Annotated in this window: 12 protein-coding genes; 11 read left to right on the top strand and 1 reads right to left on the bottom strand. The window is 65.0% G+C overall.

Annotation, left to right across the window (positions count from 1 at the left end):
* The first annotated feature begins 2 nt into the window (after positions 1-2).
* Positions 3-674, top strand: coding sequence for a thiamine diphosphokinase (locus OCK02_RS00870; RefSeq protein ID WP_263811379.1), 672 nt, complete (start codon positions 3-5; stop codon positions 672-674).
* Between the two features lie 3 nt (positions 675-677).
* Complete coding sequence (locus tag OCK02_RS00865) at positions 678-2504, top strand: ABC-F family ATP-binding cassette domain-containing protein (protein WP_263811377.1); 1827 nt, start codon at positions 678-680, stop codon at positions 2502-2504.
* 116 nt (positions 2505-2620) lie between these two features.
* On the opposite strand, the gene OCK02_RS00860 is transcribed toward OCK02_RS00865, so the two are convergent.
* Positions 2621-3322 (bottom strand): hypothetical protein, encoded by a 702-nt coding sequence (locus tag OCK02_RS00860; protein ID WP_263811374.1) that lies wholly within the window; start codon positions 3320-3322, stop codon positions 2621-2623.
* A 333-nt stretch (positions 3323-3655) separates the two neighbouring features.
* Between OCK02_RS00860 and sdhC the strand changes: the two genes are divergently transcribed.
* The 9 genes from sdhC (at position 3656) to sucD (ending at position 12342) form a co-directional block, all read left to right on the top strand.
* Entirely contained in the window at positions 3656-4048 is a 393-nt protein-coding gene (gene sdhC / locus OCK02_RS00855; RefSeq protein WP_263811372.1) for a succinate dehydrogenase, cytochrome b556 subunit, read from the top strand.
* A gap of 12 nt (positions 4049-4060) precedes the next feature.
* Positions 4061-4441: a succinate dehydrogenase, hydrophobic membrane anchor protein gene (gene sdhD, locus OCK02_RS00850; protein WP_263811370.1), complete on the top strand. Its 381-nt coding sequence runs from the start codon at positions 4061-4063 to the stop codon at positions 4439-4441.
* A 6-nt stretch (positions 4442-4447) separates the two neighbouring features.
* Positions 4448-6289, top strand: a complete 1842-nt coding sequence (sdhA, locus tag OCK02_RS00845; RefSeq protein ID WP_263811367.1) for a succinate dehydrogenase flavoprotein subunit — start codon at positions 4448-4450, stop codon at positions 6287-6289.
* 18 nt (positions 6290-6307) lie between these two features.
* Positions 6308-7087 (top strand): succinate dehydrogenase iron-sulfur subunit, encoded by a 780-nt coding sequence (locus OCK02_RS00840; protein WP_263811365.1) that lies wholly within the window; start codon positions 6308-6310, stop codon positions 7085-7087.
* Between the two features lie 198 nt (positions 7088-7285).
* Positions 7286-7831 (top strand): protease inhibitor Inh/omp19 family protein, encoded by a 546-nt coding sequence (locus OCK02_RS00835; RefSeq protein ID WP_230805956.1) that lies wholly within the window; start codon positions 7286-7288, stop codon positions 7829-7831.
* A gap of 42 nt (positions 7832-7873) precedes the next feature.
* Entirely contained in the window at positions 7874-9055 is a 1182-nt protein-coding gene (gene zapE, locus OCK02_RS00830) for a cell division protein ZapE (protein ID WP_263811361.1), read from the top strand.
* A gap of 181 nt (positions 9056-9236) precedes the next feature.
* A complete protein-coding gene (gene mdh, locus OCK02_RS00825) occupies positions 9237-10199 on the top strand; it encodes a malate dehydrogenase (RefSeq protein ID WP_230805952.1) in 963 nt (320 codons plus the stop codon).
* A 30-nt stretch (positions 10200-10229) separates the two neighbouring features.
* Positions 10230-11423, top strand: coding sequence for an ADP-forming succinate--CoA ligase subunit beta (gene sucC / locus OCK02_RS00820; RefSeq protein WP_263811359.1), 1194 nt, complete (start codon positions 10230-10232; stop codon positions 11421-11423).
* Between the two features lie 16 nt (positions 11424-11439).
* Positions 11440-12342 carry a succinate--CoA ligase subunit alpha gene (sucD, locus tag OCK02_RS00815; protein WP_230805949.1) on the top strand — a complete coding sequence of 301 codons (903 nt, stop codon included), beginning with the start codon at positions 11440-11442 and terminating at the stop codon, positions 12340-12342.
* Positions 12343-12421 lie beyond the last annotated feature (79 nt).

Raw genomic sequence — 12421 nt, 5'->3', positions numbered from 1 at the left:
CCATGACGGTGCCCCTGACGAACGTTCCCGACCCGCTCTTTGTCGTCCTTCTCGGAGGAACGCTCGAACCGACCGCGCGGTTCAGGGCGTCGGTCGCCGGCGCCCGCTTCATCGCCGCCGACGGCGGCATGCGCCATGCCACAGCGCTCGGGATCACGCCCGAGGTCTGGGTCGGCGATTTCGATTCCACTACGCCGGAAGACCTTGCGACGTGGGCGCATGTCCCGCGCGAGCCCTATCCGGCGGCCAAGAATGCGACGGACGGGGAGATTGCCGTCTCGGTGGCGCTGGAGCGCGGGGCACGCCGGCTCATCCTCGCCGGCGCGCTCGGCGGCGAGCGCAGCGATCATGCGCTGATGCACCTTCTCCATGCCGTGGCGCTTAAGGAGGACGGGCTCGACATCACGCTGACCTCCGGCCTCGAGGAGGCCTGGCCGCTGCTTGCCGGTCGCACCACCGTCTCGCTGCCGGACAGGAGCCTGTTTTCGGTTCTCGGCCTGTCGGTGCTCTCGGGCCTGTCGATCGAGAACGTCCGCTATCCGTTGAGCGGGTTCGACCTGCCGTTCGGCTCCTCGCGCACGGTTTCCAACGTCGCGCTCGGCCCCGTCACCTTCACCCTTGCCGCCGGGCGCGCCGTGCTGCTCGCCCGGCCCTATGACCATTCAGGAGCCTGACGCTTGGCACCGCCCATTCTGAAACTCGACGACATATCCCTAAGCTTCGGCGGCACGCCGCTTCTGGCCGGCGCGAACCTGCAGGTGGAGCCGGGCGATCGCATCTGCCTTGTCGGTCGCAACGGTTCCGGCAAGTCGACGCTGTTGAAGATCGCGGCCGGCATGGTCGAGGCGCAGTCCGGCGAGGTGTTCCGCCACCCGTCGGCGACCGTCCGCTACCTGGAACAGGCCCCCGATTTCGAAGGCTTTTCCACGGTCGCCGCCTATGCGGAGGCGGGGCTTGGCCCGGGCGACGATCCCTATCGCGTCACCTACCTGCTGTCGCATCTCGGGCTGACCGGGGCGGAAGATCCCGCGACCCTGTCGGGCGGCGAGGCGCGGCGGGCGGCCCTCGCCCGCGTGATGGCGCCAGAGCCGGACATCCTCCTGCTCGACGAGCCGACCAACCACCTCGACCTGCCGACCATCGAATGGCTGGAAGACGAGCTGACGCGCAGCCGCTCCGCGCTCGTCGTCATCTCGCACGACCGCCGGTTCCTGGAGAAGATCTCCAATGCCACGGTCTGGCTTGACCGCGGCACTTCGCGCCGCCTCGACCGCGGCTTTGCCCATTTCGAAGCCTGGCGGGATGAAGTGCTGGAAGCCGAGGAACTGGAGCAGCACAAGCTCGGAAAGGCGATCCAGCGGGAGGAGCACTGGCTGCGCTACGGGGTGACGGCGCGGCGCAAGCGCAACATGCGCCGTCTCGGCGAGTTGCAAAGCATGCGGTCGCGCCACCGCGGGCACAAGGGACCGCAGGGTACCGTGCAGGCCACCGCGTCCGAGGCGCAGGAATCCGGCAAGCTGGTGATCGAGGCGGGCAAGGTCACCAAGAGCTATGGCGAGCGCACGATCGTCGCCCCGTTCTCGATCCGGGTGCACCGCGGCGACTGCATCGGCCTGGTCGGCCCCAACGGCGCCGGCAAGACGACGCTTCTGAAGATACTGACCGGGCAGTTGGCACCCGATAGCGGCACGGTCAAGCTCGGCACCAATCTCGAGATCGCCACGCTCGACCAGCGGCGCGAGGACCTGAATCCGGACGATACGCTGGCCCATTATCTCACCGATGGGCGCGGCGAGAGCCTGATCGTCAACGGTGAGCAGCGGCACGTGACGGGCTACATGAAGGAGTTCCTGTTCCAGCCGGAGCAGGCGCGCACGCCGATCCGCAATCTTTCCGGCGGCGAGCGCGCGCGGCTGATGCTGGCCCGCATCCTGTCGCGGCCCACGAACCTGCTGATCCTCGACGAGCCGACCAACGACCTCGACATCGAGACGCTGGATCTGCTGCAGGAGATCGTCGCCGGCTTCTCCGGAACGGTCATCCTCGTCAGCCACGACCGCGACTTCCTCGACCGCACCGTCACCTCGACGATTGCGCCCGCCAATCCCGAGGCGCCGGACGGGCGGTGGATCGAGTATGCCGGCGGATATTCCGACATGATGGCGCAGCGGCGCGGCGCGATCGAGGAGCGGCGCCGGGCCGACAAGGCGGAGAAGGTGAAGTCCGGCGACGCCGCCCCGGTCCAGAAGCCCGCCGACAAGGCCAGGGGCAAGCTCTCCTACAAGCAGAAGTTCGCGCTCGAAAGCCTGCCGAAGGAGATGGAGAAGGCCCAGTTCGAAATCGCCGGGCGCGAGGAGAGGATGGCCGACCCGGCGCTGTTTTCGAAGGACCAGGCGGCCTTCAACCGCCTTGCCGGCGAACTGGAGACGCTGCGGGCCGACCTGACACGCATGGAAGAGGAATGGCTCGAGCTGGAAATGCTGCGCGAGGAACTGGAAGGCTGAGGGCCTTGCTGGCCGGAGGCCTCGCACACCACGTCACGGTCAGTCACGGATAAAGACCGCCGGGCGGCTTCAGTCTCGCGGAACGATCGTTCCGGCCAGTTGAGGATACCGACCGCTTACGGGCGGATGACGCAGACGCCGGCTTCCCAGCTGCAGCTTGCGGCTTCCGTTTCGGGTGACACCACCACGACCTTGGCGCCGTATTGCGGCCGGGCGGGCGGAAGGCCGCCGGATGTATCGCCATACTCGCCATCGAAATAGAAGTAGTTGCCGTTGCCCGGATCCTCGTAGGCGGACATCGAGCCGCCGTAGAAATTGTTGCCGAGGCCGCTGCGATCTTCGTTCCCGCCATCGGCATAGTAGGGCCGGACCGCGCCCTGGTAATAGGGGCGAACGCGATCGCGCCACACCTCGCCATCGCGGCGCGCGCCGTCGAAGCGCCCATCCCAGCCGGCCTGGCGGCTGCTGTCCCAATTTCCACGGTTCCAGTTTCCGCGGTTCCAGCCTGCCCGGTCCCAGTCTCTGCCCCAGTCCCGGCGGTTCCAGTCGCGGTGATCCCAGCGGTCACGGCGCAACGTCCACGCCCGCGTTCGCATGCTCGTCGAGCCGCGGATGGCGTCGCGCGTACGGTCGCGGTCGGCATGGTGCCTGCGCTTCCAGGCGTCGTCGCGCCCCCGGTCCGCGCGGGTAGAGAGCGAGCGGGTGGAACTGTGCGAGGAGAAATTGCGGTGGCTGCCGCCTTCGTTGCGGTCTCGCGCCTCCGCCACGGGGGCTGCGACGAGAGAAAACGAAAGGGTGGCGAGCGCGATTGCGGTCATGCAGGCTCGGGAAAACAGACTCATTCTGTTTCGCCTCCAGGTTACGCTTGACGGATCCTTGCAGCCACTCTGGTCCAATTTTGCTGGAAAGTCACTGGCTTGGTTAAGGAACCGGTAAGAAACGTTAACAATGGTTAACGATCCCGGAGGCCCCTCATTACCATGCTTTTGTCTTAATCGATTAAATTGAATTTGCCCGTCGATGACACTTGTGGTTCCGTATTCCGGCGATTAAACGTCGCCGGCACTGCATTGCACACAAACGACGTGCAATTCCGGAGTGAAAATGTCCAGATATCGGGGCCATTCTCCGGGATTTCCGTGAGGGTTCTGATGACGAATGTCACAAAAGGTCGGCCGCTCTCGCCGCATCTCCAGATCTACAAGCCAATTCCCACCATGGTCATGTCGATCGTGCACCGCATCACCGGCGGCGCACTCTATTTCGGCACGGTGCTCGTGGCCTGGTGGCTGATCGCGGCGGCGATGGGCGAGGACTACTTCAACTGGGTCAGCTGGTTCTTCGGGACCTGGATCGGCACGTTGATCCTGGTCGGCTATACTTGGGCGCTGTTCCATCACATGGTCGGCGGCATTCGCCACTTCGCCTGGGATACGGGACATGGTTACGAGAAGCATTTCGCCACGAAGGTCGCCAAGGCGTCGCTGGTCGTGTCGCTTGCATTGACGGTGCTGGTCTGGGCGATCGGTCTCCTGGTGCGCTGAGGAACAACAATCATGGACATGCGTACACCTCTCGGCCGCGTTCGCGGGCTCGGCTCGGCCAAGGAAGGCACGGAACACTTCTGGCGTCAGCGGATGACGGCGGTCGCCAACGTGCCGCTGATGCTTTTCTTCGTCGGTTTCCTCATCTGCTACGCCGGCGCACCCTATGCTGAGGTCCGCGCGGCGCTGTCGCACCCGATCGTCGCGGTGCTGATGGGGCTGGTCGTGCTTTCGGCGCTCTACCACATGAAGCTCGGCATGCAGGTCATCATCGAGGACTACGTCCACGCGGAAGGCAGCAAGATCGTCCTCCTCATGCTCAATATCTTCTTTGCGGTCCTGGTCGGCGGGCTCTGTCTTTTCGCCGTCCTGAAGATCGCCTTCGCAGGATAATTCACCATGGCACCGAATTCCTCGCCGGCGACAAACGGCAAAGCCTACCAGTATGTGGACCATGCCTTCGATGTGGTCGTCGTGGGCGCGGGCGGCGCAGGGCTGCGCGCCACACTCGGCATGGCCGAGCAGGGCCTGAAGACGGCCTGCATCACCAAGGTCTTCCCGACGCGTTCGCACACGGTCGCGGCCCAAGGCGGCATCGCCGCCTCCCTGCAGAACATGACGCCGGACAGCTGGCAGTGGCACCTCTACGATACGGTGAAGGGCTCCGACTGGCTCGGCGACGTCGACGCCATGCAGTATCTCGCCATGGAGGCGCCGAAGGCGGTCTATGAGCTCGAGCACTATGGCGTTCCCTTCTCGCGCAACGAGGAAGGCAAGATCTACCAGCGGCCGTTCGGCGGCCACATGCAGAACTACGGCGAAGGCCCGCCGGTGCAGCGCACCTGCGCGGTCGCCGACCGTACCGGCCACGCCATCCTGCACACGCTCTACGGCCAGTCGCTGCGCAACAACGCCGAATTCTTCATCGAATACTTCGCGCTCGACCTGATCATGTCGGCCGACGGCCGCTGCACCGGCGTCGTCGCCTGGAACCTCGACGACGGCACGATCCATCGCTTCTCGGCCAAGATGGTGGTGCTGGCGACGGGCGGCTATGGCCGCGCCTACTTCTCGGCGACCTCGGCGCACACCTGCACCGGCGACGGCGGCGGCATGATCGCGCGCGCCGGCCTGCCTTTGCAGGACATGGAGTTCGTGCAGTTCCACCCGACCGGCATCTACGGCTCGGGCTGCCTGATCACGGAAGGTGCCCGCGGCGAGGGCGGCTATCTCGTCAATTCCGAGGGCGAGCGCTTCATGGAGCGCTATGCGCCGTCCGCCAAAGACCTTGCCTCGCGTGACGTCGTCTCGCGCTGCATGACGATGGAGATCCGCGAGGGCCGCGGCGTCGGCAAGAACAAGGACCACATCTTCCTGCACCTCGACCATCTCGATCCGGCCGTGCTGCATGAGCGCCTTCCCGGCATCTCGGAAAGCGCGAAGATCTTCGCCGGCGTCGACGTCACCCGCGAGCCGATCCCGGTTCTGCCGACCGTTCACTACAACATGGGCGGCGTGCCGACGAATTTCTGGGGCGAGGTGCTCAATGCCGACAGCGCCAATCCGGAGCGCATCGCGCCCGGCCTGATGGCGGTCGGCGAGGCCGGCTGTGCCTCGGTGCACGGGGCCAACCGGCTGGGCTCCAACTCGCTGATCGATCTCGTGGTCTTCGGCCGCGCCGCCGCCATCCGCGCCGGCGAGGTGATCGACCGCGCCGCCCCCATTCCCGCGCTCGACGTGGCTGCCTGCGACAGGATCATGGAACGCTTCGACCGGCTGCGCAACGCCAACGGCAGTACGCCGACGGCGGTGCTGCGCGACAAGATGCAGCGCACCATGCAGGACGACGCGGCCGTGTTCCGCACACAGGAATCGCTGGAGAGCGGCTGCCGCCGCATGAAGGAGATCTGGGGCGAGATGGCCGACATCAAGGTCTCCGACCGGTCGCTGATCTGGAACTCCGACCTGGTGGAGACACTGGAACTGGAAAACCTGATGGCGAACGCGATCGCCACGGTGGTCGGCGCCGAGGCGCGCAAGGAAAGCCGCGGCTCCCACGCCCGCGAGGACTACACCTCCGGCCCGTTCGCCGGCCGCGACGACGTCAACTGGCGCAAGCACACGCTCGCCTGGGTCGATGCGAACGGCAACGTCAAACTCGACTACCGGCCGGTCCATACCGACCTCATCGCCGACGGGATCGATCCGAAGAAGATCGAGCCCAAGGCCCGCGTCTACTGATCCCGAGGAAAACTGGACATGGTCGAACTCGCCCTCCCGAAGAACTCGCAGATCACCGAAGGCAAGGTCTGGCCGAAGCCGGCCGGCGCCACCAACACCCGCGAGCTCCGCGTCTATCGCTGGAGCCCCGACGACGGCAAGAACCCGTCGATCGACACGTTCTATGTCGATGTCGACGACTGCGGCCCGATGGTGCTGGACGCGCTGCTCTACATCAAGAACAAGATCGACCCGACGCTGACGCTGCGCCGCTCCTGCCGTGAGGGCATCTGCGGCTCCTGCGCGATGAACATCGACGGCACCAACACGCTCGCCTGCACCAAGGGCATGGACGAGGTGAAGGGGGCGGTGAAGATCTATCCGCTGCCGCACATGCCGGTGGTGAAGGACCTGGTGCCCGACCTGACGCACTTCTACGCCCAGCACCGCTCGATCGAGCCCTGGCTGAAGACGGTGTCGCCGACGCCGGCCAAGGAATGGAAGCAGAGCCACGAGGACCGCCAGAAGCTCGACGGCCTCTACGAATGCATCCTGTGCGCCTGCTGCTCGACCTCCTGTCCGAGCTACTGGTGGAACGGCGACCGCTATCTCGGCCCGGCCGTGCTGCTGCAGGCCTATCGCTGGCTGATCGATAGCAGAGACGAGGCTACCGGCGAGCGCCTCGACAATCTCGAGGATCCCTTCCGGCTCTATCGCTGCCACACGATCATGAACTGCGCCCAGGCCTGCCCGAAGGGGCTGAACCCGGCCAAGGCGATCGGCGAGATCAAGAAGATGCTGGTGGAGCGGCGGCTCTGACGCGACGCGGACGAAACACTGCGAATGCCGGGCCTCGTGCCCGGCATTTTCGTAAGGGGTTGCCGCCGTCGATCGGGTTCCATAGCCATGGACCGCAGCGAAACATGATGGCTAAGACTTGATTTAAACCGTCGGTTTACGTTAAGCCGCCATGATTGTCGCGTATCCACAGCATCGACGAAGGGCAGGAGTTTCGACATGCGGATTGTACAGGTGGCAGGCGGACTGATGATGGCGCTTGCGCTGGCCGGCTGCCAGCGGACTTCCATGGGCGGCATCGATACGCAGCCGACCGCGCCGCTGCAGCCTGCGCCGGTCGGAACGGTTTCTTCCAGCCAGCTTCCCGATCCCTCCACCAGCACCAGCGGTTCGTCCCAGTTCCCGGCCGCCCCGACCACGGACACGGCGATGGCGACGCCGGGCGGCGTTCCAGGCGCAGATGCCGGTGCGTCGGCCTCGGCGATGGACGTCAAGAAGGAAGCCATGGTCGGCAACTGGCGCGTCAGCAACGGGCCGACCTCGTGCGACATGTTCCTGACCTTGACCAATCTCGGCGCCGGTTCGCGCGGCGGTACCCGTGGCTGCGCGGGCGAACTGACGCAGATGGGTTCCTGGGAAGTGGCCGGCAAGCAGGTCGTCCTGAAGAACCGCGACGGCAACGAGATCGCGCGCCTCTACCGGACGGCGGACTCGCGCTTCGACGGCTCCACCAGCGGTGGCCAGCCGATCAGCCTGTCGCGCTGATCGCGGACATTCCAGTCCTCACGGAGATCTTCGGCAGTGCCCATGAAGCAGGATTGGGACAAGGTCTCCGCCTATCCGGAACACGGCGTCACCGACAAGCTGAAGGCAAAGGTGGCGGCAGGGGAGATACAGCCCGACCCGCTGCAGGCCGCGATGGCGCAGCGGTTCGACACGCTCCTTCAGGCCATCCAGGCGCAACGGCCGGCGCGCAAGTCGAGCGCGCTCGGCTGGCTGTTCGCCTCGCGCAAGCCGGAGAAATCCGCCGTTCCGCGCGGGCTCTACATCCATGGCGGGGTCGGTCGCGGCAAGACCATGCTCATGGACCTGTTCTTCTCGCTCGTGCCGATCAAGCGCAAGCGCCGGGCCCATTTCCATGAATTCATGGCCGATGTGCACGACCGTATCCACCGGCACCGCCAGAAGCTGAAGAACGGCGAAACCAAGCAGGCAGACCCGGTGCCGCCCGTGGCCGAGGCCCTGATCGCCGAGGCGCGGCTTCTGTGCTTCGACGAATTCTCGGTGACGGATATTGCCGATGCGATGATCCTGTCGCGGCTGTTTTCGGAACTGTTCGCGCGCGGTTGCATTCTCGTCGCCACCTCGAACGTCGAGCCGGACAATCTCTACAAGGACGGCCTCAACCGCGGTCTGTTCCTGCCCTTCGTCGACCTGCTCAAGAAACACGTCGACATCGTCGCGCTGGATTCGGGGACGGACTACCGGCTGGAGAAGGACGAGGGCCTGCCCGTGTTCCGCCATCCGCTCGGAGCCGAGGCGGACCAGGCGATGGACAAGGCCTGGGCGCGGGAGACCGCGGGCAAGGCGGTGAAACCTGTGACGATCGCCTTCCGGGGTCGCGAGATTGCCGTTCCTGCAGCGGCCGGGCGGGCGGCCCGTTTCTCCTTCGCCGATCTTTGCGAAAAGCCGATGGGCGCTGCCGACTACCTTGCGGTCCTGAAGCGCTACGACACCATCTTCCTCGACCATATTCCCTTTCTCGGCCCCGACCGGCGCAACGAAACCAAGCGTTTCATCAACCTCGTCGATACGATCTACGACCATGGCGCCCGCCTGTTCGCCTCGGCTGCGGCCGCGCCGGAAAACCTGCTGGTTGCGAAGAAGGGTACGGAAGGTTTCGAGTTCGACCGGACGGTTTCGCGGCTGATCGAGATCCGCAGCGTCGAGTACGCGGAGAACCACCGGCGGAACGTTGCGGAATTGTGACGATCTCGCGACGGAATTTCTTACGTTTACGTAAGAAATTCATGATCTAACCGATTGAAATATCTATGCCAAAAAGTATTAGTTGATATTTAAAGCTTTGAGCGCTAATCCGTTTGCCCGGATGGGCCGGGCGTTTGCGACGCCGACCGATCGGGAGATGGATCGCAAAGGAAGCACTTTCATGGCGCGCAAGAAGATCGCACTTATTGGTTCTGGAATGATCGGTGGCACGCTGGCGCATCTGGCCGGCCTGAAGGAACTGGGCGACATCGTTCTGTTCGACATCGCCGACGGCATTCCGCAGGGCAAGGGCCTCGACATCGCCCAGTCCTCGCCGGTCGAAGGCTTCAACGCCTCGCTCTCCGGCGCCAGCGACTACGCGGCGATCGAGGGCGCCGACGTCTGCATCGTCACCGCCGGCGTCGCCCGCAAGCCGGGCATGAGCCGCGACGACCTGCTCGGCATCAACCTCAAGGTCATGGAACAGGTCGGCGCCGGCATCAAGAAATATGCCCCGAACGCCTTCGTGATCTGCATCACCAATCCTCTGGACGCCATGGTCTGGGCGCTGCAGAAGTTCTCCGGTCTGCCGAAGAACATGGTGGTCGGCATGGCCGGCGTGCTGGATTCGGCCCGCTTCCGCCTGTTCCTCTCCGAGGAATTCAACGTTTCCGTCCAGGACGTCACCGCGTTCGTGCTCGGCGGCCATGGCGACACGATGGTGCCGCTCGCCCGCTATTCGACCGTTGCCGGCATTCCGCTGACCGACCTCGTCAAGATGGGCTGGTGCACGCAGGAGCGGCTGGAGCAGATCATCCAGCGCACCCGTGACGGCGGCGCGGAGATCGTCAGCCTGCTCAAGACCGGCTCGGCCTACTACGCGCCGGCCGCGTCCGCGATCGAGATGGCCGAGTCCTTCCTGAAGGACAAGAAGCGCGTGCTGCCGTGCGCCGCCTACCTGTCGGGCCAGTACGGCGTGAAGGATATGTATGTCGGCGTCCCGGTCGTCCTCGGTGCCGGCGGCGTCGAGCGCATCGTCGAGATCGACCTCAACAAGAACGAGCAGGAAGCCTTCGACAAGTCCGTCGGCGCCGTCGCCGGCCTGTGCGAAGCCTGCATCAACATCGCTCCGGCGCTGAAGTAACCGCTTCGGCCAAGAGAGAGGAAACCTCCCATGAATATCCATGAATATCAGGCCAAGGCCCTGCTGAAGAGCTACGGCGCACCGGTCGCCGAGGGCGTGGCCATCCTCAAGGTCGAAGAGGCCGAGGCTGCTGCGAAGAAGCTTCCGGGCCCGCTCTACGTCGTCAAGAGCCAGATCCATGCGGGCGGCCGCGGCAAGGGCAAGTTCAAGGAACTCGGCCCCGACGCCAAGGGCGGCGTTCGCCTGGCGAAGTCGATCGACGAAGTCGTCTCCCACGCCAAGGACATGCTCGGCAACACGCTGGTGACCGCGCAGACGGGCGAGGCCGGCAAGCAGGTCAACCGCCTCTACATCGAAGATGGCGCCGACATCGCCCGCGAACTCTACTGCTCGCTGCTGGTCGACCGTTCGGTCGGCAAGGTCGCCTTCGTCGTCTCGACCGAGGGCGGCATGGACATCGAGGCGGTCGCCCACGATACGCCCGAGAAGATCCATACGATCGCCATCGATCCGGAAGCCGGCGTCACGGCCGACGACGTCGCGAAGATCTCCAAAGCACTCGAACTGTCGGGCGTTGCCGCGGAAGATGCGAAGGCGCTGTTTCCGATCCTCTACAAGGCGTTCAGCGAGAAGGACATGGCTCTTCTCGAGATCAACCCGCTGATCGTCATGGAGAACGGCCATCTGCGCGTTCTCGACGCCAAGGTTTCCTTCGACGGCAACGCGCTGTTCCGCCACGACGACGTCAAGGGCCTGCGCGACGAGACCGAGGAAGACGCCAAGGAAATCGAGGCCTCGAAGTGGGATCTCGCCTATGTCGCGCTCGACGGCAACATCGGCTGCATGGTCAACGGCGCCGGCCTCGCCATGGCGACGATGGACATCATCAAGCTCTACGGCAAGGAGCCGGCGAACTTCTGCGACGTCGGCGGCGGCGCCGGCAAGGACAAGGTCGCGGCAGCCTTCAAGATCATCACCGCCGACCCGAAGGTCGAGGGCATCCTCGTCAACATCTTCGGCGGCATCATGAAGTGCGACGTCATCGCCGAGGGCGTTGTCGCGGCCGTTCAGGAAGTTGGCCTGAAGGTTCCGCTCGTCGTGCGCCTCGAAGGCACCAATGTCGAGCTCGGCAAGAAGATCCTCAACGAGTCCGGTCTGGCTATTACCGCCGCCGACGATCTCGATGACGCGGCGAAGAAGATCGTCGCGGCGATCAACGCCTAATTTGAGGACCTGCTAGATGTCTATTCTCGTCAACAAGAATACCAAGGTTCTCGTTCAGGGCCTGACCGGCAAGACCGGCACCTTCCATACCGAGCAGGCTCTGGCCTACTACGGCACCCAGATGGTCGGCGGCATCCACCCGAAGAAGGGCGGCGAAACCTGGACCGGCTCGAAGGGCGAAAGCCTGCCGATCTTCGCAACCGTCGCCGAGGCCAAGGAAAAGACCGGTGCCGACGCGTCGGTGATCTATGTTCCGCCGGCAGGTGCCGCGGATGCGATCATCGAGGCGATCGACGCCGAAATCCCGTTCATCACCTGCATCACCGAGGGCATCCCGGTCATGGACATGGTGCGGGTGAAGGCCCGTCTCGACAAGTCGAAGTCGCGCCTGCTCGGTCCGAACTGCCCGGGCATCCTGACGCCGGAAGAATGCAAGATCGGCATCATGCCGGGCTCGATCTTCCGCAAGGGTTCGGTCGGCATCGTCTCGCGCTCCGGCACGCTGACCTATGAAGCCGTGTTCCAGACCTCCAATGAAGGCCTCGGCCAGACCACAGCTGTCGGCATCGGCGGCGACCCGGTCAAGGGCACCGAGTTCATCGACGTGCTGGAGATGTTCCTCGCCGACGAAGCGACGACCTCGATCATCATGATCGGCGAGATCGGCGGCTCGGCCGAGGAAGATGCGGCGCAGTTCCTCATCGACGAAGCCAAGAAGGGCCGCAAGAAGCCGATGGCCGGTTTCATCGCCGGCCGGACGGCGCCGAAGGGCCGCACCATGGGCCATGCCGGCGCCGTCGTCTCCGGCGGCAAGGGCGACGCGGAATCGAAGATCGCGGCCATGGAAGCGGCCGGCATCAAGGTGTCGCCGTCCCCGGCGCGCCTCGGCAAGACCCTCGTCGAAGTCCTGAAGGGCTGAGACTGACGACAAGGGCGGCCGGCGACGCGCCGGCCGTCAGTTCCCATCGCCCGGCGCGTCGACGTGGACGCGCTTTGCG

It is taken from the genome of Rhizobium sp. TRM96647, from assembly GCF_025780115.1.
GTDB lineage: Bacteria > Pseudomonadota > Alphaproteobacteria > Rhizobiales > Rhizobiaceae > Mycoplana.
The sequence above is the reverse complement of the archived record's forward strand: the minus strand, read 5'-3'. Positions and strand labels throughout refer to the sequence as shown.

Excerpts from the sequence above, each read along its gene's own strand:
- OCK02_RS00870 (WP_263811379.1), top strand. The coding sequence starts at position 3 with ATGACGGTGCCCCTGACGAACGTTCCCGACCCGCTCTTTGTCGTCCTT.
- sdhD (WP_263811370.1), top strand. The coding sequence starts at position 4,061 with ATGGACATGCGTACACCTCTCGGCCGCGTTCGCGGGCTCGGCTCGGCC.
- OCK02_RS00860 (WP_263811374.1), bottom strand. The coding sequence starts at position 3,322 with ATGACCGCAATCGCGCTCGCCACCCTTTCGTTTTCTCTCGTCGCAGCC.
- sucC (WP_263811359.1), top strand. The coding sequence starts at position 10,230 with ATGAATATCCATGAATATCAGGCCAAGGCCCTGCTGAAGAGCTACGGC.
- sucD (WP_230805949.1), top strand. The coding sequence starts at position 11,440 with ATGTCTATTCTCGTCAACAAGAATACCAAGGTTCTCGTTCAGGGCCTG.
- mdh (WP_230805952.1), top strand. The coding sequence starts at position 9,237 with ATGGCGCGCAAGAAGATCGCACTTATTGGTTCTGGAATGATCGGTGGC.
- sdhC (WP_263811372.1), top strand. The coding sequence starts at position 3,656 with ATGACGAATGTCACAAAAGGTCGGCCGCTCTCGCCGCATCTCCAGATC.
- OCK02_RS00840 (WP_263811365.1), top strand. The coding sequence starts at position 6,308 with ATGGTCGAACTCGCCCTCCCGAAGAACTCGCAGATCACCGAAGGCAAG.
- sdhA (WP_263811367.1), top strand. The coding sequence starts at position 4,448 with ATGGCACCGAATTCCTCGCCGGCGACAAACGGCAAAGCCTACCAGTAT.
- zapE (WP_263811361.1), top strand. The coding sequence starts at position 7,874 with ATGAAGCAGGATTGGGACAAGGTCTCCGCCTATCCGGAACACGGCGTC.
- OCK02_RS00835 (WP_230805956.1), top strand. The coding sequence starts at position 7,286 with ATGCGGATTGTACAGGTGGCAGGCGGACTGATGATGGCGCTTGCGCTG.